Below are 20279 nucleotides of genomic sequence, written 5' to 3'. Positions count from 1 at the left end.
CCCATAACCTCGTACGGGAGACGTAGGACGACGGGTGGAACCACGCAGGAGGCGATGGTGTTCGGAAAGGGAACGCGGTTGCTCGCGGGCGCCGTCACCGTGGCCTGTGTGGTGATGCTCGGGCCCAGCGCGCCCGACGGCCTCTTCGGCGGGGCGCAGCCCGTCGACGCCGTCAAGGACATCGTGCCCAACCGGGTGATGACCTGGAACATGTGCAATCCCTGCAAGGAGAGCAACGTCGAGCGGGCGGCGGAGATCGCCGCGTACGCGCCGCAGGTCATCGGCTTGCAGGAGGCGTGCGCGCGTGACGTGGAGCGGATCCGGGAGTACCTGGAGAGCCTGCACGGGCTGGTCTACCACGTCGAGTACGGGACCGTGCTGCGGAACTGGAACCGCTGCGGGGGAGTGCCGTGGAGCCCGGGAGGCTACGGCCAGGCCATCCTCTCGGCGGCACCGATGAAGGACCGCGTCAACGTGGAGTACCCCGACGGCGGATCCGAGGACCGCGGGTACCTGGCGGTCACCACGACGGTGGGCGGCGAATCCGTCCGGGTCTTCAACACGCATCTCGCCCAGCGGCAGCAGGCGGAGGTCCGGGCGGAGCAGATCCGCGTGCTCGCCCCGGTCGTGGCCCGGTACGACCGTGCCGTCCTCGTCGGCGACTTCAACGCGGTGCCGGACGCTCCCGAACTCGCCCCGCTGTGGAAGCTGGCCACGGACGCCGACCCCGAGTGCCGTCCCGCCCTCGCCGGCGACTGCGAGGTGACCACCGACTGGCAGAGCAAGTTCGACTACGTCTTCCTGCGGGGCATCACCGCGCTCAGGCACGAGGTGCGGCTCACGGAGGTCTCGGACCACAACCTCCTGCACACCGACCTCGACCTCGGCTGACGAGCCCGCCGGCTCCCGCGCGCTCGTGCGCCGTCGGTACCGCCGGCGTCAGGTCGTGCGGGCGCGCAGGCGGCGCAGCATGCGCGCGTCCTCGAAGCCGACCGACCGGGCGGCGGCGTCGACCGTGGCGCCGTGGCTGATGAGGTGCTCGGCGCGCTCCAGACGGAGGGTCTGCTGGTAGCGCAGCGGCGTGAGCCCGGTGGCGCGGCCGAAGAGCCGGGTGAGGGTGCGTTCGCTGACGCCGACGGCCGTGGCCAGGGAGGTCAGCGGAAGCGGCTGGTCGAAGCGGGTGTCGATGAGGTCCTGGACGCGGTGCACGGTGTCGTCGAGATGCGAGCGGTGCCGGAACATCGCGCTGGACTGCGGCTCGTGGCCGTTGCGGCGGGCGTAGACGACCATGTCCCGGGCGACCTGCGCGGCGACGGCGGGCCCGTGCCGGCCCGCGACGAGGTGCAGGGCCAGGTCGATGCCGCTGGCGATGCCCGCCGAGGTGATCACCCGGTCGTCGGCGGTGAACAGGACGTCCCGGACCACGACCGCCCCGGGGTGGCGCAGTGCCAGCTCGTCCTGCACGTCGTGGTGGGTGGTGCAGCGGCGGCCCCTGAGCAGACCGGCCCGTCCGAGCGCCTCCGCGCCGGCGCAGACGCTCGCCACCGTCCCGCCCCGGGCGTGGTGGTCGCTCAGCGCCTTCAGGGAGGCGTCGGCGACGGCGGGCGAGTCGGCCAGGGTGACGGTCCGCCAGCCGGGCACCACGACCAGGTCCTCGGGCCGGAGTTCGGGCCAGTCGGTCCGGGCCAGCAGCGGCAGACCCTGCGCCGAGGGGACCTCCGGCCGTTCGGCGACGTAGGTCAGGGTGTAGGGGTGCCCGAAGTCGGCCGCGGTGGAGAAGACCTGCGCGGGACCGGCCAGGTCCAGCAGGTGGACCCCGGGCACCAGGAAGAAGACGATCCGGCTCACGATCCGGTCATCATGCCCGAAGGTCCGCCGAGGCCGCCAGCTCGTCGACCACCGTGACCCCCAGCCCGTCGGCCGCCGTGACCTCCGGTTCATCGACCGCCGCCGCCTCCAGCTCGGCGACCGTCGCGATGGTGGCGAAGCGGCCGGCGAGGGCGTACTCGGTACGGCGGACGACCTCGTCGGCGGGCAGGGTCCGGGGGTCGGCGAGCAGCTCGGCGACGGTCTGTCCGGCGGGGGCGTCGCGGTGCGGGATCGGCTGGGTGGCGGTCGCGTCGACGACGAACGTGACCTGGTAGCCGAGGTCGCTCGCGACGCGGGCGGTGGTCTCCACGCACTGCTCGGTGCGGATGCCGCAGACGGCGACCTCCCGCACGCCGCGCTCGGTGAGGATCTGCTGGAGGTTGGTGGTGGTGAACGCGTTGTGCGAGGTCTTGTGGAGCAACGGCTCCTCGTCCTCCCGGCGCTCCAGCCCCGCCTGGAGCCGGACGTGGCCGAGGGCCGGATCGAAGACGTCGCCGCTGCCGGGCTCCGCGTGGAGCACCCACACCACCAGGTCGCCGGCCCGGCGGGCCAGCCGGACCAGCCGGTCCGCCTTGTCGGCGATCTCCGGGTCGGAGATCGCCGCCCACAGCGGATCGGCGCGGAAGGACTCCTGGACATCGATGACGATCAGTGCTCGGGTCATGCCCCAAGCCTCGGCCGTACGGCCTCCGCCGCGACAGGCCGCATCGGGTCCCCGAGCGGACCGATCCGGTCATCGACTCCGTTCGGTCACCGGCCGAGCACGGGCGATCGCAAGTGATCCATGAACGCGGTAATGCGCGACTCCCTCGGTCAGTAGCGGAACAACAGGGATGTCGCGGACGGACGCCTCGTACGGTCCTCGCACCGGCGGACAGGGCGATGCCCGAGCCGCGCAGCGACCGACAGGAGATGCCGATATGGCCAATGTGGAGATTTCCCTGAAGGAGATCATGACCTCGATCGAGGGTTCCCTGGGGACCGCGCTCGTCGACTACACCAGCGGAATGGCGCTGGGCACCCTGGGCGGCGGAAAGGACCTGGACCTGACGATCGCGGCGGCCGGCAACACGGACGTGATCCGCGCCAAGACCCGCACCATGGAACACCTCGGTCTGACGGGGGAGATCGAGGACATGCTCATCACCTTGGGCAGTCAGTACCACATCATCCAGCCGCTCAAGGGCCGCAGCGGCAACGGGCTGTTCCTCTACCTCGTGCTCGACCGGACGAAATCGAACCTGGCCATGGCCCGCCACCAGCTCAGGCGTATCGGGGCCGAACTCGACGTGTAGCGAACCGCGTTCTCCATGGCCTCGCACGCCCATGAGTTGAAGATTTCTTCAAGTGGACATATCCAGATCGGGCCAATCCCCTGGGTGTGCGGGGCCGGATCCACGAGGATGGGGACGCAAGTCCGCCTGCGGTGGCAGACACAGGCCGCCGTGCCCAGAGAGCCCGTCGAACGCGGCAGGGAGCGAGCGATTCTCATGCAGGTGCCCCTCTACCAGGCGAAGGCCGAGTTCTTCCGGATGCTCGGGCACCCGGTGCGCATCCGGGTCCTGGAGCTGCTCCAGGGCGGCCCGCGGCCCGTGCGCGACCTGCTGAGCGAGATCGAGATCGAACCGTCCAGTCTCAGCCAGCAGCTCGGCGTCCTGCGCCGCTCCGGCATCGTCGTCTCCATCCGGGAGGGCTCCACCGTCAGCTACGCCCTCGCCGGCGGCGACGTGGCCGAACTGCTCCGCGCGGCCCGCCGGATCCTGACCGAGCTGCTCGCCGGCCAGAGCGTGCTGCTCGCCGAGCTCCAGCAGGCGGACCTGGGCGGGCCCGTCCCCGAGCGTGGGGACGGGCCCGCTCCCCGGACGGTGGCGCAGGCAGGTGCCAAGTAGGTACCATGCCGGGCATGCCATCACTGAACGTGTCCTTCACGGACGAGGAAATGGAAGGTGTGCGGGCGGCCGCGGCGGCCGAGGGCAAGAGCCTGAAGCAGTACATGCACGACCTCGGGGTCCGCGAGATGCACCGCAAGCGGTTCGTCGCCGGCGCCACCGCGTGGGCGGACCGGCTGCGGGGCGAGTTCGACGAGGCCTTCCCCGACGAGGTGCCCCCGTCCCAGCGTGATCAGGGAGTCACCGCCGCCTGATGAGCGAAGCGCTGTACGTCGACGTCTCCTGGCTGCTGGACGTCCAGGAAGCCGCTCTCGGCACCGAGGACGTGTCCGTCACGGACTACTCCGCCCTGGTGGCGGCCGTCGCCCGGCACAGGACCCGGATGCCGACCCTGGAGACGTCGAACCCCGACGCGGCCTGGCGCGCGGCCGCGCTCCTGCACACCATCGCGCGCCTGGAGCCGTTGCCGCACCGCAACAGCCTCGTCGCCGCGTTCGTCGCCGCCCAGTACATGGACCAGTCGGCGCAGGGCATCGATCCGCCCTATGGCGCCCTGTCGGACCTGATCAGGAAGGTCCGGGAGAGCAGGCTGACCATCTACGAGGTTGCCGACACCCTGCGTTCCTGGCGGATCTGACGTGCGACAGGCCCCCGTGCGCCGTGCGCGCCGGGGGCCTGCGGTGACTCAAGGGCGTATCAGCAGGTCGAGTTGGTCTGGGTGAGGAGGCCGAGCCGCCACGGCAGCAGGTTGTAGTCACCGCTCGCGCCGGGGTTCAGGCCCTGGTAGAGGTACTGCAGCCGGCAGGCGGGGATGGTCAGTGTCTGGTCGTACCCGGCCCGGATCATCTCGCCGTGGCTGACGTCCCTGGTCCACGCGCCCGAGGGGAAGGCGACGTTGTTGGCCCGGGCGAACGGGTTGCTCTCGGACGCGGCCAGCTGGGTCCAGGAACCGGCGAGGCTGCCGGCGGTCCAGGAGCGGAAGTAGCGCCGGCCGTCCGAACCGATCGCCTCCACCAGGAGCAGATACTGATCGGAGCCCTGCACCTTGTACACGTTGCTCGCTTCGAACAGGGCGTACTTGGAGTCCTGCGCCGCGATGACGGTGTCGGTGAAACCGTTCGGGAACTGACCGACGCCGGTCCGGGACCGGTAGAGGTGCCCGTTGTCGTCGGAGGAGAACAGATAGCAGTTGGCGCTGTCGCAGATCACCCACATGTCGACCCAGTAGCCGTTGCCGATGTTCTGCCGGATGATCTCCGGCATCGACGCGTAGAAGTTGCGCGGTGCGCTCCACCCGTTCGGATTGCTGATGTCGGGGTTGGTGGAGTAGGAGGCGTTGCCGGTCTGGTAGACGAGATACCACAGGCGCTGCGGGGCGTAGTAGAAGACCTGCGGGGCGGCCCGGTAGCCGGCTCCGATGGCGCTGCGGTCCAGGTAGTGGTGCGTGGCGGAGCCGGCCTGCGACCAGTCGCTGAAGTTCAGGTAGACCAGGTTGTACCCGGAGGAGCTCGCGACGCTGGCGAACACGTGGTACTTGCCGTTGTACTGCACGACCGTCGGATCCTTGATCCCGGCGATGTTGTGGGTGGCGTCCGACTTCGGTGAGATCAGCGTCCCGCTGGAACTCCAGGAGAAGCGGGAGGGCAGCGCGGCGGCGGACCGGGGCGAGGGGGTGTCGGCCCGGGCGGTCGTGGGCGTGCCGCCCATGGCCGTGAGCGTCGACGCGTACGCCGGTTTCTTGTTGCCGTTGCGGTCGAACAGCAGCGGGTTCTCCCCGGCGCGCCAGGAGTCGCTGTCGCGGATGCCCCAGACGGTGATGCCGGTACAGCGCGCCACGTTCAGACAGGCCCTGACCGTGTTGGCGTACGCGGTCGTCGGGGCCTGTGCGATGTCCAGCTCCGTGATCTGCACGTCCACGCCGAGCGCGGCGAAGCTCGACAGGGTGGTCTGGAAGCTCGCGGGGGGACCGCCGGCGCCGAAGTGGGCCTGGAGGCCCACGCAGTCGATGGGCACCCCGCGCGCCTTGAAGTCGCGGACCATGCGGTAGACGCCCTGGGTCTTGGCGGCGTTCCAGTCCTCGATGTTGTAGTCGTTGTAGCAGAGCTTCGCCGCCGGATCGGCGGTGCGGGCCGTACGGAACGCCTGCTCGATGAAGCCGTTGCCCAGCAGGTTCTGGAACACAGAGGGGCGGTGCTGGCCGCTGCCACCGTCGGCGAAGGCCTCGTTGACCACGTCCCAGGAGTGGATCCGGCCCTTGTAGCGGTTCATGACGGTCGTGATGTGGTTGTTCATCACCCCGCGCAGGGTGTTGGCGTCCGTGATGGAGCTGACCCAGCCGGGCAGTTGGGAGTGCCAGACGAGTGTGTGGCCGCGCAGGCGCTGGCCCCGGGCCGTCGCGCGGTTCACGATCTGGTCGGCGGGACCGAAGGTGAACTGTCCGCGCGACCGCTCGGTCGCGTCCCACTTCATCTCGTTCTCGGGGGTGACCGAGTTGAACTCGCGGTCCAGGATGCCGGTGTACGTGCCGTCACCAAGCCTGCCGGCGGCCACGGCGGCTCCGAAATACCGCCCGGACTGCGCCGCCTGCGCGCCCAGGGTGGACGCCTTGACCTCGTCCGGCGCACCGGACGCGGCGCCGGGCGTCACCAGGGCCAGGAGAGCTGCCAGGCCCACCACCGAGGCCCGGCGTCGGCCGATCCGTTTCAACGGGTTCATCGTTCTCCTCGTACGGTCGGGTGCCAGTGAGGGTGCTGCTGCGGGTGCGGAAGCCTCGGGGGCGGACAACAGCGGAGGATGACGAGGGCATGACATGACCAGAGGCATGGAGCGCCCATGCCGTCCGCCTCCGTCCGCCCGGCCGGTTCGTGATGCCGGACATCGATCGGCTCATCGAGCACTTCGGATGATAGGAGGCCGGTGAACCGCGCCAATGCCTCTCGCAAAATTCGCTTCTGGCAGCGAAAGCTTTCGGTGGTCCATGGGGGCGGGGGAGGCTCGCGCCGGGCAGGTGTGCGGACGATTCTGCCTGTTCCTGGCACGAGTGGCCGCCGGTGTCTCGATCGCGCGGTCGGCCGGGCGTCAGGTGTTGACATGTGCTCCCGCCTCTCTATAGTCCCGGACTACTCGGCGTCCGAACGGCTTCGATCGCGAAGCCGAGCGAATCTTGCGTCCCCTCGTCCGCGCTGGTTTGTCAGGTGCGTGACAATTGAAGGAGAATCGCGTGATCACTGCGACGAAATCCCTCTTACGGCCCGCCGCGCTCGCGGTGCTGCTCGTCCTGACCCTCGGAGCCGTGCCGTCCACGGCCTCCGGTGCGACCGCCGCTCCCGCGCGCACCGCCGCCGCGACCCCTGGCTGCGGCAAGGCGCCCACCCTCACCAGTGGTACGCACACGATCCAGAGCGGCGGCAGGAACAGGAGCTTCATCCTGCGGATCCCCGACGGGTACGACCGCAACCGCCCCTACCGCCTGGTCCTCGGCTTCCACTGGCTCGGCGGCACCGCCACCGACGTCTCCACGGGCCGGACCGTGGAGACCGGCACCTGGTCCTACTACGGGCTCCAGCGACTGGCGAACAACAGCGCCGTCTTCGTCGCGCCCCAGGGGCTCAACAACGGCTGGGCCAACAACGGAGGCGAGGACGTCACCTTCGTCGACGACATGATCCGGCGTATCGAGGCCGATCTCTGCGTCGACACCGCACAGCGCTTCGCCCTGGGATTCAGCTACGGCGCCGCCATGACCTACGCGCTCGCGTGTTCCCGGGCCACCGTCTTCCGCGCGGTCGCCGTCCAGAACGGTGGTCAGCTCAGCGGTTGCGCCGGCGGCACCCAGCCCGTCGCCTACCTCGGGGTGCACGGCATCAGGGACACCGTCCTCGGCATCTCCGGCGGACGGACGATGCGCGACAGGTTCGTCAGGAACAACGGCTGCACCGCCCAGAATCCGCCCGAGCCCGCCCGTGGCAGCCTGACGCACCGGGTCACCACGTACTCGGGGTGCGCCGCCGGACGCCCGGTCGCCTGGGCCGCGTTCGACGAGGGACACATCGCCGCCCCGCAGGACGGCGCCACCGGTGACAGCGGCTCCCGGACCTGGCTGCCCGGCGAGGTGTGGAAGTTCTTCACACAGTCCTAGAACTCCCCTTCGGCGCAGGGGACTTCGGCCTCGACGAAGTGAGCGGGGCAGCCACCGGGCGCGTCAGCCACCGCCCCGAACCCACACCGCCCCGAACCCACACCGCCCCGAACCCACACGGCCCCGAACCCATACGGCCCCGAACCCGCTCGGCCGCGGGACCGGCGCCGGACGCCCGCGCGGCGTCCGGCGCCGGTCGGGTCAGGTCCGGGTGCAGGCGGTCCCGTTCAGGCTGAAGCCGCCCGGTGCGGCGAAAGTGCCGCCATAGGTGCCCTGGAAGCCGAAGCTCTGGCTGCCGCCGGGGGAGATGCTCGCGTTGTGCGTCAGCGCACTCGCCGTGATCGCGCCCGAGGACGCGGAGAGGGAGGCGTTCCAGGCGCCGGTGACGCTCTGCCCGGAGGGCAGCGTGAAGGCCAGCCGCCAGGTGTCGACGGGCGCCGAACCGGTGTTGCCGACGGTGACGTTCGCGGTGAAGCCGCCCTGCCACACGGTGGTGGCGTACGACACCGTGCAGGCCGCGCCGCCGCCCGGGGTGCCGGGGCCGCCGGGTCCGCTCCCGCCGGTCTCCACGGTCGACGAGAAGGAGTTCACGGTCAGGCCGGTGCCGTTCTGCCAGGGCTCGAAGCCGGCCTGGACGCTGGTCAGGTACCAGTTGTTCTGCGCCAGTCCCCGGGAGACGGCCTGCCGGACGAAGTCCATCACGTCGAAGCTCCAGCTCGCGATCGCCGACGGGGCGACGAACGACAGCACGTCGTTGGTGCCGTTGTTGCCCGACCAGACCTGCCAGGACCGCCCGCCGACGGTGGCCGTGCCCACCGGGGAGCCGATGGGCTGGACCGGGCCCACCTTGTTGAACCAGATCATGATCTCGGTCCGGTTCACACCGTCGGTGCGGGGCGTCGGGTCCAGCCAGATGTCGTACGAGGCGTTGTAGACGGCGTCGCCGACGTAGCCGTACGAGATGCTGCTGGGGGCACTGGAGATGCCGGAGAGCTGGGCGGGCAGGCCGGTCCCCGGCGAGCAGTTGGTGTAGTGGCAGCCGTTGAAGACGGAGGGGTAGGACTTCGGGGCGCCGTCGGTGGGCACCGAGCCGTCGGCCCTGGTGACCCGGAAGCCGGTGTCGGTGGTGGTGACGCACTGGGGCTGGCTGGTTCCCCAGCGGTTGTTCTGGACGACGTAGCGCCCCTGGATCACGCTCGATCCGTACTGCTCGCAGACGGTCGTGTCGGCCTGGGCCGGCGGTGTGGCGGTGAAGAGTGCCGCGAGGGTCGCGAGCGCGGTGAGCAGTGCGGCCAACGCGCCGCGCGCGGTGCGCGGGAGAGGGGGTGACGGTCGCATGGGGGACCTCTTTCGGAGGTACGGCCGGGACGTGGGGGTGGCACGGGCGCTCCCCGGTTCCCCCGTATGGGAGCGCTCCCATTCCGTTCTGTCACGGACTGTAGGAGTGCGGCCATGCTCCTGACAACCCTGTTGCGGCGACTCGCCGTACGAGCGGACGTCGCCTGCGCGGTCCCTCGGTGCCGACAGGGACACTGTCGGCACCGGGACGCACGGCGCGGCGGAGCGACCGCCGCGAGGTCAGGCCAGGCCGAACCGTTCGGCGTGCACCTGCCGCCGGGGGACCGCCAGTTCACGCATCGCGCCGAGCACGGCCGAGGTCATCGCGGGCGGCCCGCAGACATACACGTCGCGTTCGGCGATGTCGGGGACCAGGGCCCGCAGACCGTTCGGCTCGAACGGCTCGAACGGCGGTGTTCCCTCCCCCGTGCGACCGGTGAGCAGGTGCAGTCGCCCGCCCCGGGCCCCGACCAGGGCACGCACCTCGTCCAGCAGCACGGCGTCGCTCTCGCCGCGCACCCGGTAGAGCACGACCACGTCGCCCGTCGGCTGCTCCTCCAGCAGGGACCGGACCGGCGTGATCCCCACCCCGCCCGCGATCAGCAGGGCGCCCGGGCGCGTCCGGTGCAACGAGGTGAACGCCCCGTACGGTCCCTCGACGAACGCGCGGCTGCCGACGGGAAGATCGCGCAGTCCGGCGCTGGTGCTGCCCACGGCCTTGGCGGTCAGCCGCAGCGTCCGGCCGTCGGGCGCCGCCGACAGCGAGAACGGGTTGGCGAGCCACCAGTGGTTGTGCCCGGGGAACCGCCAGACGCAGAACTGCCCGGCCCGGGCCGGCAGCCGGTCGAGGTGCCGGCCCGTGACGTGCACCGACACCACGTCGTCCGACTCCCGCACGACCGCCGCGACCCGGAACCGGTGACGGGCGTTGCGCCACACCGGCAGCACGATCCGGCCCACGACCAGGGCACCGAACGCGAACAGCCACAGCGCCCACCAGTACGTCCACGCGAACGCGGAGGAGCTGAACGTCGTGGTCTCCAGCAGCTGGTGCACGAACGCCAGCCCCAGCGCCAGGTACAGCAGCAGATGCAGCCCGTGCCACGTCTCGTAGCGCAGCCGTCGGCGCACCGCGCGGACGGAGACCGCCGCGACCACCACCACGACCGCCGCGGCCAGCATCCCGAGCAGCGAGGCCGGCACCCCGGCCAGCGCGAAGAAGGTCTTCGTCATCGATCCGTCGTCGAGCCTCGTGTAACCCAGCACCACCAGCACGGCATGGGTGAGCAGCGTCCACAGCAGGGTGAAGCCGACCCACCGGTGCCACACCGTCAGCCGGTCCATGCCGATACGGCGGTCCAGCCACGGCAGCCGGGCCACCAGCAGCAGCTGGAACAGCATCAGCACGGCGGCGTGCAGACCGAAGAACTTGGCGACGGTGAGCACCCCGTTCTTGCCCGTGCCCGAGGTGAGGAACAAGATCTCGACGATCGCCAGATTGACGATGACGAACGTCCACAGCGCCCACCGCGCCATGGTCACGGGAGGTATGGTCCCGTGCCGCACCCGTGTACTCGTCTCCTCCACCGCTGCCCCCTCCGGTTTCCTGTGATCCACTGCCGCCCGCTCCCGAAGAGGTCGGGAGGACCGGGCGTCCCGATCCGATCCGGCCCCTGGGCGGGGCAAGAATATGGAACGTGGCAAGAAGTAGACCCCGCTGGGGCTCGACCGGTTCCTGACGGTGTGGCGAGAGTCGCTCCGCGGGCGCGCCGGGTGATGTCACGAGAAGTCGGGGAAGAAGGTGCGGCAACCGATCGGAGGTTGTCGTGGAAGGTGCAGACCTGGAACTGGGCGCATTGCTGGCCGCCGCGGAGGCGGCCCCGCCCGGTGATTCCGTCGAAGTGGTGGCGCTCGATCTGCAGAAGAGGCTGGGCGCGCAGCGGGTGTCGTTCCTGTTCGTCGACCTCATGGGGCAACGGCTGATCCGGCTCGTCGCGGCCGGCGGCGACGTCGTGGACGAGGCCGGGCCGATCGATCTGCACGGCAGCGTCTACGACGACGTGCTGCGCGGCCAGCGCCAGCACGTGGAACCCGACGGACAGGGCGGACAGCGGGTCGTCACGCCGGTCACCAACCGCGGTGACTGCATCGGCCTCCTGGAGGTGACCCTGCCGCACGTCGTGGACGCCGTGCTCCGGCAGGTCCGCGACGCGGCACACGCGCTGGCCTACATCATCGTCACCGACCGCCGCTTCACCGATCTCTACCACCTCGGCAGACGCACGACCCGCACCAGTCTGGCCGCGGAGATCCAGCACCAGTTGCTTCCCTCGTCCCCCTGTTGCGAGGCGGCCCAGTTCACCCTCGCCGCCGGGCTCGTCCCTGCCGACGACATCGGGGGCGACACCTACGACTACACGCTCGACCGTGACACCCTGCACCTGTCCATCACCGACGCCATGGGCCACGACACCCAATCCGCCCTGCTCGCCACGTTGTTGGTGGGCGCGCTGCGACAGGCGCGCCGCGGCGGCTGCGACGCCCTCAGCCAGGCCGGCCACGCCCATCAGGCCCTGCTGCGTCACAGCCGGGGCCTGGCCACCGGGCAGTTGCTGTGCGTCGACCTCGCGACCGGCCGGTGCGAACTGGTCAACGCCGGGCACCCCTGGCCCCTGCGGCTGCGCGACGGCACCGTCGAAGAGGTCGAACTCGCCGTCAACCTGCCCTTCGGAGTGTCGGCGCCCATCCCCTACCGCGTGCAGGAACTGTGCCTGCGACCCGGCGACCGCCTGATCCTGCTCACCGACGGGATGCAGGACCGCGGGGCGGCGGCCGCCGATCTGGAGGCGGTCCTGCTGGAGACCCGCGCGCTGCACCCGAGAGAGGTCGTCCGCAGCCTGACCGCCGCGGTGCTCGACGCCTGCCACGGCCACCTCAGGGACGACGCCACGGTCCTGGTGCTGGACTGGCACGGCAACCCCGAATGAGAGCCGCCGACGCCCCGCGGGGCGACACGAGGAAGAAGCCGACCGCCATGACCATCACGCACCCCGTGGACGACCGTCTCCTGCGCCTGCGCCGACGGCTGGAACGCCTGATAGGAGTCGCGGCGACCGAGGGCAACGCGCTCACCGTGCTCCGCAACGGAGACGAGATCTTCCCCGCGATGCTGGGCGCGATCCACCGTGCCCGGCACACCGTGGACATGATGACGTTCGTCTACTGGAGGGGGGACATCGCCCGCGAGTTCGCCCACGCCCTCGCCGAGCGGGCCCGCGCCGGGGTACGGGTACGACTGCTGCTGGACGGCTTCGGCAGCCGGCTGATCGAGACCGAGCAGCTGGAGACGATGGAGCGGGCCGGCGTGCAGGTGGCCTGGTTCCGCAAACCGCTGTACCTCTCCCCGCTCAAACAGAACCACCGCTGCCACCGCAAGGTGCTCGTCGTCGACGAGGAGACCGCGTTCACCGGCGGGGTGGGCATCGCCCAGGAATGGTGCGGCGACGCGCGCGACGAGACCGAGTGGCGCGACACGCACGTCGAGGTCCGCGGGCCCGCGGTGGACGGCATGGCCGCGGCGTTCGCGCAGAACTGGGCCGAGTGCCACGACGAACTCTTCGACGCACGGGACCGGTTCATCGAGCACCGCCCGCAGGGCGGGGCCGTCGTCCAGGTGGTGCGCGGCTCGGCCAGCCTCGGCTGGCAGGACATGCAGACGCTGATGCGCGTCATGATGGAGTCCGCCGAGGAACGCTTCCGCCTGGCCACCGCCTACTTCTCGCCGGACGTGTACTTCGTCGACCTGCTGTGCGCCACCGCCCGGCGCGGGGTGCGGGTCGAGATCCTCCTCCCCGGCACCCACACCGACAAGCGCGTCTGCCGGCTGGCCGGCCAGCACCACTACGACGAGCTGACCGCCTGCGGGGTGAAGATCCACCAGTACCGGCCGACGATGATGCACGCCAAGGTGGTCACCGTCGACGGGGTCGCCGCGCTGATCGGTTCGACCAACTTCAACCGGCGCTCCCTCGACCACGACGAGGAGATCATGCTGGCCGTGCTCGACGAGGAGTTCACCCGCACCCTCGACGCGCACTTCGAGGCGGACCTCGCGTCGAGCGATCCGATCCGGCCGGGCCGCTGGAAGCGGCGCTCCCTGCTGCAGAGAGCGCAGGAAGCCGCCGTACAGCCCATCCGCCGCTTCCTGTGACCGGCGGCTGGGGCCGGCCGTCGCTACGCCACCGCGCTCAGCGTGTCCGCGAGGCGCCGACGGGAGGCGCGGGCCGCGGGAACGGCGGCGAGAGCCAGCGCCCCCAGGAGCGCCGCCGCGCCGAAGGCGGACAGCGCCACGAGGGAGGGGCCCTGCGCGATACCGGCCCCGATGCCGCTCGACCGGCCCTGGGCGTCGATCAGCCAGCGTGCGAGGGGGAGCCCCAGCGCCAGGGCGACCGCGACCGCGGCCAGGGCCGTGCAGCCCGTGGCGGTCACCGTGATCGCGGTGATCTGCCGCGGTGACAGCCCCGCCGCCTTCAGCGCCAGCAGGTCCCGTTCGCCCTCGCGCACGGTGCCACCGATGACGGTCAGCAGTTCGACGAGCCCGATGAGCGCGAGTACGCCCAGCAGCCCGACGACGACACCTCGCAGCGGCGAGAGTCCGTCCGCGGGGTTCGTCACCGCGTGCACGTCCAGCTGCCCCCGGCCCGCCGCGCCGGTCAGCTCGGCGGCGACCGCGTGCGGATCGGCGCCGGGACGCAGCCGCAACTGGTAGAGCGTGGGGCGCAGTTCGGGGTCGTTCTCCCGGAGGGTGTCGAGGGAGGTGGAGATGACGCGGCCCGCGTTGTCCGGTTCGATGCTGCGGCCCACGATGTGCAGGACCTGCGGACGGCCGCCCACCGTCATGCGCACCCAGTCGCCGACGCGTACGTCCAGCAGATCCAGCAGCCCCTGCCCGGCCACGGCCTCGTCGGGCCCCCGCGCGGTACGGCCCTCGGCGAGCGCGAAGGGGTAGGGGTCCGCGTCCGTGCCGAGACCGCGCAGCGCGATCGTGGCCGTCTGACCCGGCACCAGCGCGGCCACCTCCACACCGGGATGGGCGGCGGTCACCTCGGGATGGCGGGACAACAGCGCCCGCGTCGCCGGCGCGTCCGTACGGTCGTCGGCGTGCACGGTCAGCGCGGCGGGCAGACCCAGCTGCTCGGGACGGGTGTGGAAGCGGTCGATGGTCGTCCACGCGCTCATCGCCACCACGATCAGCGTCAACGGCAGCGCGAGCCGGGCGATCGTGGCCAGGGTGCGCGGCCGGCGGGTGAACGCCTTGTGCCAGCCGAGGACCAGCGCGGGCGGCAGCCCCAGGGCCAGCGCCCGGCGCGCCGTCGCCGACAGGCGGCCGCCGGCCGGGGCGGCGGCCCGGGGCACCGGCACCGGCGGAACCCGCCCCGCCCGCCAGGCCGCGAGGCCGGTGGTCGCGCCGATGAACAGCACCACCGCCACCGGCACCGCGACGAGCGCCGCCGTGTGTCCCGGCAATCCCTGCCACACGCCGACCGCGTCCCCGAGCCGCCCCGGCATCCGGGGCCCCAGCGCCTCGGTGAGCGCGGCCGCGGCCACGGCGCCCAGCAGGGCGTAGGCCAGGTGCTGGAGCAGGAAGACACGCACCAGCTGGCCGGGGGTGAAACCGATCGCCTTCAGGATCGAGATGTCCCGCAGATGCCCCCGGACCCGGGTGCCGATCGCGCCGTGCACGGCGAGTCCCGCGGCGACCAGAGCGCCCAGTCCGAACAGCCCCAGCACCTGGCCGAGCAGCCGGTCGTCGCCCTGGGCCTCGGACCGTGCCTGCTGCCAGGAGGAGACCTCGCTGACGGCGTCGGCGCCGAGCAGGGTGACGGCACGCTGGACGGCGTAGTCGGTGGCGTCGGGGTCGGTCAGCCGCAGCCCGATCACCTGGCCGCCCGCGGAGCCGGTACGGGGCAGGGCGGCCGGCGGCGCCCAGACCAGGCCGGGCCGCTCGCCCTTGCGGTAGCCGGGCTCGGCGCTGTCGGCGACGCCGAGGACGGTCAGGGTCCTGGGGTCGCCCGGCAGGGTCAGGACGTCCCCGGGACCGGCCAGCAGCGCCTGGGCGAGGCCGCTCTCCAGCACCACCCCGTCGGGCCTGCCGGGATCCAGCCAGCGGCCGGAGGTGAGCAGCGGGCGGCCGGTGTCGGGCCGCTCGCCGGTGCCGCGCAGCTCGACCGAGGCACGCGTGCCCCGGGAGGCGACCGTCGTGGCGCTGGTGGGGTAGGGGCCCGCCACCTCCTCGACCCCGTCCAGGCCGTCCAGCGCGCCGAGGTCGGCGGCGTCGGCGGAGGCGGCGGTGTGGATCCACACATGGGCGCCCCGGGACTGGGTGAACACCCGCTGCCAGGGGTTCGTCGCGTAGCCGAAGAGCGCCGCCGCCAGCAGCAGGGAGGCGACGATGCCGACGGTGGCGAGGACCAGGAACAGCGCCTCGCCACGATGGGTCCGCAGGTCCGAGTGCGCCCAGCGCAACATGGCTCGCATGGGTCAGTCCTTCAGCTCCAGCACGGCGGGGACACCCGCGCCGGGCGTCGGCGTGCCGTCCAGTTCGACGTCGTCGGCTATGCGGCCGTCGAAGAAGCTGATGACCCGGTCCGCCGCGCTCGCCAGTCGTGCGTCGTGCGTGACCAGGAGGATCGTCTGCCCCCGCCGGTGGAAACGGGACAGCACCCGCGTCACCTCGCGGGTGCCCTTGCTGTCCAGACTGCCCGCCGGCTCGTCCGCCAGCAGCAGCGGCGGACGGTTCACCAGGGCGCGGGCGAGCGCGACCCGCTGCTGCTCGCCGCCGGACAGCTCGCCCGGCATGCTGCGCTCCTTGCCGGTGAGCCCCAGCTCGGCCAGCAGCTCCTCGCGCTCGGCGCGCGCCCGCCTGGCGGAGACCCCGGCCAGCAGCGCCGGCAGTTCCACGTTGTCCGCGACGGACAGGTCCGAGACCAGGTTGAAGAACTGGAACACGATGCCGATACGGCGTCGGCGCTCCACGGCCCAGCGCGCCTCGCTGTAGTCGTCGGTGCGCTCGCCGCCCAGCCAGACGCTGCCGCTGTCCGGCCGCTGGAGCCCGCCCAGCAGATGCAGCAACGTCGACTTGCCCGCCCCGGACGGACCGGTGACGGCCACGAACTCGCCCTCCCGTACGCACAGGTCCACGCCGCGCACGGCATGGGCGGGCGCGCCCTGCCCGTGATGGGTCTTGACGAGGCCCTCGGCCCGCAGCACAGGGATGGGGGCGTCGCTCACCGAGGCTCCTCCAGTTCCTCCTGGCAGCGCTCCAGCCAGTCGAGGTCGGCCTGGAGGTGCAGCATGGCGCCCTCGATCAGCAGCCGGGAGACACGGTTGTCCCGGCCGTTCTCGGCTGTGGAGAGCTTCGACAGATTGCGCATGGTGTTCAGGTAGTGGCGCCGTTGTCTGTTGATCAGGGCGATCTGGTCGGCGAGACCGGTCTGCGGGGCGAGCGCGAGCTTCATGAAGAACTCGTCCCTGACCCGCGGCTCGTCCCCCGTCTCCTCGTACCAGGCGCGCAGCGCCTCCCGCCCGGCGTCGGTGAGGTGGTAGATCTTCTTGTTGGGTCGGCTCGACTGCTCGACCTCCTCGCCCTCGATCAGGCCCGACTTCTCGAGGCGGCCGAGGGTCACATAGATCTGGCCGACGTTCGGCTGAGGGTACGCGGCGCCCAGCAGTTGCTCAAGGTCCTGCTTGAGCTCGTAGCCATGGGCCGGGCCGCGCGCCAGCAGGGCCAGGAGGGGCAGGCGCACTCGAGCTGTCCTCCTCGCAGCCTCGTATTGTGTTCCAGGCCCTAGTATCGCCCATACCTAACAGGTATACATGGCCTCTGACTCCGGGCGACGGTGCCCGGCGCCGGTGTACTGGGAGGAACCTATGCGGTGGATACGCGCCGCCGGTAGGGGCCTTCTCGTCCTCGCGGTCGTTCTGGCCGGTTACGGTGCCTCCGGCGCGCAGGCCGACGGCGGACTCAGGGGCCGGGGTCCGCTGACCCTCGCCACCGCGGGCGATCTCACCGGCTATCTCGGCCCGCTCCTCGCGGGCTGGAACCGTGCCCACCCCGGGGAGAAGGTCACCCTCGTCGAACTGCCGGACTCCGCCGACGAGACCCGCGCCCAGATGATCACCGATCTGCGCGCCGGCGCGGGCGGCCGGTTCGACGTGCTCAACATCGACGTCACCTGGACCTCGGAGTTCGCCGCCGCCGACTGGATCCGCCCGCTGCCGAGGAACCGCTTCCCGCTCGGCAGCTTCCTCCCGCCGGTCGTGGACACGGCGACCTACGACGGACAGCTCTACGCCGTCCCGTACGTCACCAACGCCGGCCTCCTCCTCTACCGCTCGGACGTCCTCGCGGCGGAGGGCGTCCCGCCGCCCCGCACCTGGGCCGAACTGGAACGCTCGGCGAAGACCATCGCGCCCCGGCACGGACTCGGCGGTTACGCGGGCCAGTTCCTGCCCTACGAGGGCCTCACCGTCAACGCGGCCGAGGCCGTGTACTCGGCGGGCGGCACCATCCTCGGCGACGAGGGCGAACGCGTCACCGTCGGCTCGGCGGCACGCGAGGGGATCGGCTTCCTCGCCCGTGGTGTGCGCGAGGGCTGGATCCCCCGGGAGGCGCTGGAGTACAAGGAGGAGGAGTCCAAGCAGGCGTTCCAGGACGGCCGGCTGCTCTTCCTGCGCAACTGGCCCTACGCCTACGTCAGCGCCTCCGCCGAGGGCTCCGCGGTCGCCGGCAAGATCGGCGCCGTGCCGCTGCCCGGCCCGAACGGCCCCGGCACCAGCGTGCTCGGCGGCTCCAACCTGGCCGTCAGCACCCACGCCGAGCACCCCGACACCGCCGCGCGCCTGATCGCCTACCTCACCGGCGAGCGCGTCCAGCGACAGGTCCTCACCCGGGGCGCGCTGCCTCCCGTACGCGCGGAGCTGTACGAGGACCCGGAGCTGGTGCGCGCGTTCCCGTACCTGCCGACACTGCGCGCGAGCGTCCTCGCGGCGGCGCCCCGGCCGAAGAGCCCGCGCTACGACCAGGTCAGCATGGTCGTGCAGGCGGTCGTGCGCGACGCGATGGCCGGACACCGGACCCCCGAGGAGTCCGTGCGCCGACTGACCCGCGAACTCGCGGCGATCTCCCGCGGCTAGGTTCTGCTTCACCCCTCCCTAGTTACATGTTAGGTAACGCGCACGTCTCACATGACGCCGTTCCAACCTGATAAATACCTATTTGTCTCCCCAACTTGTCGGTAGCTTCCGTCGACTCGTTGACACCCCCGTGACTCGCCTACCTAACATGCATGCATAACCGCTAGGCCGGGAAACACGCACAGACAGGTCAACGGGTGAGCTCCAAGCACATCGACACACGTCGCTGGTGGCGCGACGCAGTGATCTACCAGGTGTACGTCCGCAGCTTCCTGGACAGCACGGGCGACGGCGTCGGCGATCTCGCCGGGGTCAGGGCCGGACTGCCGTACCTGAGGAAACTGGGCGTCGACGGGATCTGGCTGAGCCCCTTCTACCCCTCGCCGCAGCACGACCACGGCTACGACGTCGCCGACTACCGCGACGTCGACCCGCTCTTCGGCGACCTCGCCGAGTTCGACCTGCTCGTGGCTGACGCCCGGCGGCTGGGCATCAAGGTCCTGCTCGACATCGTCCCCAACCACTGCTCCAGCGAGCACCCCTGGTTCCGCGAGGCGCTCGCCGCACCGCCCGGCGGCGCGGCCCGCTCCCGCTTCCACTTCGCCGACGGCCGGGGACCGGACGGCGCCGAACCGCCCAACAACTGGCATGCCATGTTCGGCGGCCCCGCCTGGTCCCGTGTCACCGAGGCCGACGGCCGCCCCGGCCAGTGGTACCTGCACATGTTCACGCCCGAGCAGCCCGACTGGAACTGGCGCGACGCCGAGGTCGGCGCGTACTTCGACGGCGTCCTGCGCTTCTGGCTCGACCGGGGCGTCGACGGCTTCCGCATCGACGTCGCCGCCGGGCTCTTCAAACACCCCGAACTGCCCGACTCACCGGACCCCGGGGCCGACGCCCGCACCCGCGACTCGGTCAACCCGCTCGCCTGGAACCAGCCCGAGGTCCACGACGTGTGGCGGCACTGGCGCGCGGTGTGCGAGGAGTACACAGCGCGCGACGGCCGCGAGCGGCTCCTGGTCGGCGAGGTCTCCGTCCCGACGGCCCGCGAACACGCCCGGTACGTCCGCCCCGACGAACTGCACCAGGCCTTCTTCTTCGACCTGCTGAGCGCCTCCTGGGACGCCGACGCCTTCCGCAAGGTCATCACCGAGGCCATGCAGGACATCGCCGGCACCGGGTCGACCGTCACCTGGGTCCTGAACAACCACGACCAGGTCCGCACCGTCACCCGCTACGGCGAACCGGCCACCGAGGGCAGCGGCCTCGGCGCCGCCCGCGCCCGCGCCGCCGCCCTGCTGATGCTGGCGCTGCCCGGCGCGGCGTACATCTACCAGGGCGAGGAGCTGGGTCTGCCCGAGGTGGTCGACCTGCCCGACGACGTGCTCACCGACCCCATCTTCCGCCGCACCGGAAGCCGCGCCCGCATCCGCGACGGCTGCCGGGTCCCGCTGCCGTGGTCCGGACAGGCCTCACCCTTCGGCTTCACCTCCGGAGTCGAGGGCGCCAAGCCCTGGCTGCCGCAGCCCGACTACTTCGCCGAGTACGCCACCGACCGCGCCCTCGCCGACACCCGCTCCTTCTGGCACCTGTACCGCGACGGGCTCCAACTGCGCGCGGCTCTGCCCCAGTTGGGCGAGGGCACGCTGCGCTGGCTGGACACCCAGCCCGACGTCCTCGGCTTCGTCCGCGGCGACGGCCTCGTCTGCGCGGTCAACTTCGGTACGGCACCCGCGCCGGCGCCCGTCCCCGGCACCCCTCTGCTGTCCAGCGGCCCCTGCCCGTCCGGGGTCCTCCCCGGCGCCACGGCCGCCTGGTGGATCGGTGACGACACCGCTTCCTGAGCCCCA

Annotated in this window: 17 protein-coding genes and 1 pseudogene; 10 read left to right on the top strand and 8 right to left on the bottom strand. The window is 71.5% G+C overall.

The features are described from left to right. Positions 1-54: 54 nt before the first annotated feature. Complete coding sequence (locus HW837_RS13320; RefSeq protein ID WP_045561250.1) at positions 55-891, top strand: endonuclease/exonuclease/phosphatase family protein; 837 nt, start codon at positions 55-57, stop codon at positions 889-891. Positions 892-939: 48 nt separating this feature from the next. Here HW837_RS13320 and HW837_RS13315 read toward each other — a convergent pair whose 3' ends face one another. Both HW837_RS13315 and HW837_RS13310 read right to left on the bottom strand, forming a co-directional pair. Further along, complete coding sequence (locus tag HW837_RS13315) at positions 940-1848, bottom strand: GlxA family transcriptional regulator (RefSeq protein WP_193379678.1); 909 nt, start codon at positions 1846-1848, stop codon at positions 940-942. A gap of 10 nt (positions 1849-1858) precedes the next feature. Beyond that, positions 1859-2533, bottom strand: coding sequence for a cysteine hydrolase family protein (locus HW837_RS13310; RefSeq protein WP_078853787.1), 675 nt, complete (start codon positions 2531-2533; stop codon positions 1859-1861). 256 nt (positions 2534-2789) lie between these two features. Here HW837_RS13310 and HW837_RS13305 point away from each other — a divergent pair, with 256 nt between their 5' ends. The 4 genes from HW837_RS13305 to HW837_RS13290 all read left to right on the top strand — a co-directional run bounded on the left by HW837_RS13305 (position 2790) and on the right by HW837_RS13290 (position 4395). Further along, positions 2790-3164, top strand: coding sequence for a roadblock/LC7 domain-containing protein (locus HW837_RS13305; protein WP_045561248.1), 375 nt, complete (start codon positions 2790-2792; stop codon positions 3162-3164). Positions 3165-3359: 195 nt separating this feature from the next. Then, positions 3360-3758, top strand: coding sequence for an ArsR/SmtB family transcription factor (locus HW837_RS13300; protein WP_045561247.1), 399 nt, complete (start codon positions 3360-3362; stop codon positions 3756-3758). Between the two features lie 14 nt (positions 3759-3772). Beyond that, the gene (locus tag HW837_RS13295; protein WP_045561349.1) at positions 3773-4012 is read left to right on the top strand and encodes a hypothetical protein; all 240 of its coding nucleotides are present in this window, start codon (positions 3773-3775) and stop codon (positions 4010-4012) included. Further along, on the top strand, positions 4012-4395 hold the full coding sequence (locus HW837_RS13290; RefSeq protein ID WP_045561246.1) for a hypothetical protein: 384 nt from the start codon (positions 4012-4014) through the stop codon (positions 4393-4395). Before HW837_RS13295 ends, HW837_RS13290 begins: the two co-directional genes overlap by 1 nt. A gap of 59 nt (positions 4396-4454) precedes the next feature. Here HW837_RS13290 and HW837_RS13285 read toward each other — a convergent pair whose 3' ends face one another. After that, positions 4455-6473 (bottom strand): glycoside hydrolase, encoded by a 2019-nt coding sequence (locus tag HW837_RS13285; protein WP_193379679.1) that lies wholly within the window; start codon positions 6471-6473, stop codon positions 4455-4457. Between the two features lie 550 nt (positions 6474-7023). Here HW837_RS13285 and HW837_RS13280 point away from each other — a divergent pair. Beyond that, positions 7024-7890: pseudogene (locus tag HW837_RS13280) on the top strand (CE1 family esterase); the annotation flags it as partial. 207 nt (positions 7891-8097) lie between these two features. On the opposite strand, the gene HW837_RS13275 reads toward HW837_RS13280, so the two are convergent. Further along, on the bottom strand, positions 8098-9234 hold the full coding sequence (locus tag HW837_RS13275) for a glycoside hydrolase family 12 protein (protein ID WP_060886044.1): 1137 nt from the start codon (positions 9232-9234) through the stop codon (positions 8098-8100). 240 nt (positions 9235-9474) lie between these two features. Then, a complete protein-coding gene (locus HW837_RS13270; protein ID WP_179201597.1) occupies positions 9475-10770 on the bottom strand; it encodes a ferredoxin reductase family protein in 1296 nt (431 codons plus the stop codon). A gap of 290 nt (positions 10771-11060) precedes the next feature. Between HW837_RS13270 and HW837_RS13265 the strand changes: the two genes are divergently transcribed. Together HW837_RS13265 and HW837_RS13260 are read left to right on the top strand one after the other, a co-directional pair. Beyond that, positions 11061-12221: a PP2C family protein-serine/threonine phosphatase gene (locus HW837_RS13265; protein WP_045561243.1), complete on the top strand. Its 1161-nt coding sequence runs from the start codon at positions 11061-11063 to the stop codon at positions 12219-12221. 47 nt (positions 12222-12268) lie between these two features. Beyond that, positions 12269-13444, top strand: a complete 1176-nt coding sequence (locus HW837_RS13260; protein ID WP_237270158.1) for a phospholipase D-like domain-containing protein — start codon at positions 12269-12271, stop codon at positions 13442-13444. Positions 13445-13467: 23 nt separating this feature from the next. Here HW837_RS13260 and HW837_RS13255 read toward each other — a convergent pair whose 3' ends face one another. The 3 genes from HW837_RS13255 to HW837_RS13245 are packed head-to-tail and all read right to left on the bottom strand — an operon-like array spanning position 13468 to position 17039. After that, positions 13468-15771 (bottom strand): ABC transporter permease, encoded by a 2304-nt coding sequence (locus tag HW837_RS13255; protein ID WP_193379681.1) that lies wholly within the window; start codon positions 15769-15771, stop codon positions 13468-13470. 3 nt (positions 15772-15774) lie between these two features. Then, positions 15775-16524 carry an ABC transporter ATP-binding protein gene (locus HW837_RS13250; protein ID WP_045561240.1) on the bottom strand — a complete coding sequence of 250 codons (750 nt, stop codon included), beginning with the start codon at positions 16522-16524 and terminating at the stop codon, positions 15775-15777. Further along, a complete protein-coding gene (locus HW837_RS13245; RefSeq protein ID WP_045561239.1) occupies positions 16521-17039 on the bottom strand; it encodes a PadR family transcriptional regulator in 519 nt (172 codons plus the stop codon). The genes HW837_RS13250 and HW837_RS13245 overlap by 4 nt, the downstream gene beginning before the upstream one ends. A gap of 124 nt (positions 17040-17163) precedes the next feature. Here HW837_RS13245 and HW837_RS13240 point away from each other — a divergent pair, with 124 nt between their 5' ends. Then, a complete protein-coding gene (locus HW837_RS13240) occupies positions 17164-18429 on the top strand; it encodes an ABC transporter substrate-binding protein (RefSeq protein WP_045561238.1) in 1266 nt (421 codons plus the stop codon). A 197-nt stretch (positions 18430-18626) separates the two neighbouring features. Further along, complete coding sequence (locus tag HW837_RS13235; RefSeq protein WP_234442722.1) at positions 18627-20273, top strand: glycoside hydrolase family 13 protein; 1647 nt, start codon at positions 18627-18629, stop codon at positions 20271-20273. Positions 20274-20279 lie beyond the last annotated feature (6 nt).

This window comes from Streptomyces caniscabiei, from assembly GCF_014930365.1.
In the GTDB taxonomy this organism is placed as follows: Bacteria; Actinomycetota; Actinomycetes; order Streptomycetales; family Streptomycetaceae; genus Streptomyces; species Streptomyces caniscabiei.
Note: the sequence above shows the minus strand (reverse complement) of the source record. Positions and strands in the feature narration are given on the sequence as shown.

Bases quoted from the DNA above. Each gene is read 5' to 3' on its own strand.
- HW837_RS13260 (WP_237270158.1), top strand. From the start codon at position 12,269: ATGACCATCACGCACCCCGTGGACGACCGTCTCCTGCGCCTGCGCCGA.
- HW837_RS13320 (WP_045561250.1), top strand. From the start codon at position 55: ATGGTGTTCGGAAAGGGAACGCGGTTGCTCGCGGGCGCCGTCACCGTG.
- HW837_RS13305 (WP_045561248.1), top strand. From the start codon at position 2,790: ATGGCCAATGTGGAGATTTCCCTGAAGGAGATCATGACCTCGATCGAG.
- HW837_RS13275 (WP_060886044.1), bottom strand. From the start codon at position 9,234: ATGCGACCGTCACCCCCTCTCCCGCGCACCGCGCGCGGCGCGTTGGCC.
- HW837_RS13300 (WP_045561247.1), top strand. From the start codon at position 3,360: ATGCAGGTGCCCCTCTACCAGGCGAAGGCCGAGTTCTTCCGGATGCTC.
- HW837_RS13270 (WP_179201597.1), bottom strand. From the start codon at position 10,770: ATGGCGCGGTGGGCGCTGTGGACGTTCGTCATCGTCAATCTGGCGATC.
- HW837_RS13295 (WP_045561349.1), top strand. From the start codon at position 3,773: ATGCCATCACTGAACGTGTCCTTCACGGACGAGGAAATGGAAGGTGTG.
- HW837_RS13290 (WP_045561246.1), top strand. From the start codon at position 4,012: ATGAGCGAAGCGCTGTACGTCGACGTCTCCTGGCTGCTGGACGTCCAG.
- HW837_RS13240 (WP_045561238.1), top strand. From the start codon at position 17,164: ATGCGGTGGATACGCGCCGCCGGTAGGGGCCTTCTCGTCCTCGCGGTC.
- HW837_RS13285 (WP_193379679.1), bottom strand. From the start codon at position 6,473: ATGAACCCGTTGAAACGGATCGGCCGACGCCGGGCCTCGGTGGTGGGC.
- HW837_RS13310 (WP_078853787.1), bottom strand. From the start codon at position 2,533: ATGACCCGAGCACTGATCGTCATCGATGTCCAGGAGTCCTTCCGCGCC.
- HW837_RS13255 (WP_193379681.1), bottom strand. From the start codon at position 15,771: ATGCGAGCCATGTTGCGCTGGGCGCACTCGGACCTGCGGACCCATCGT.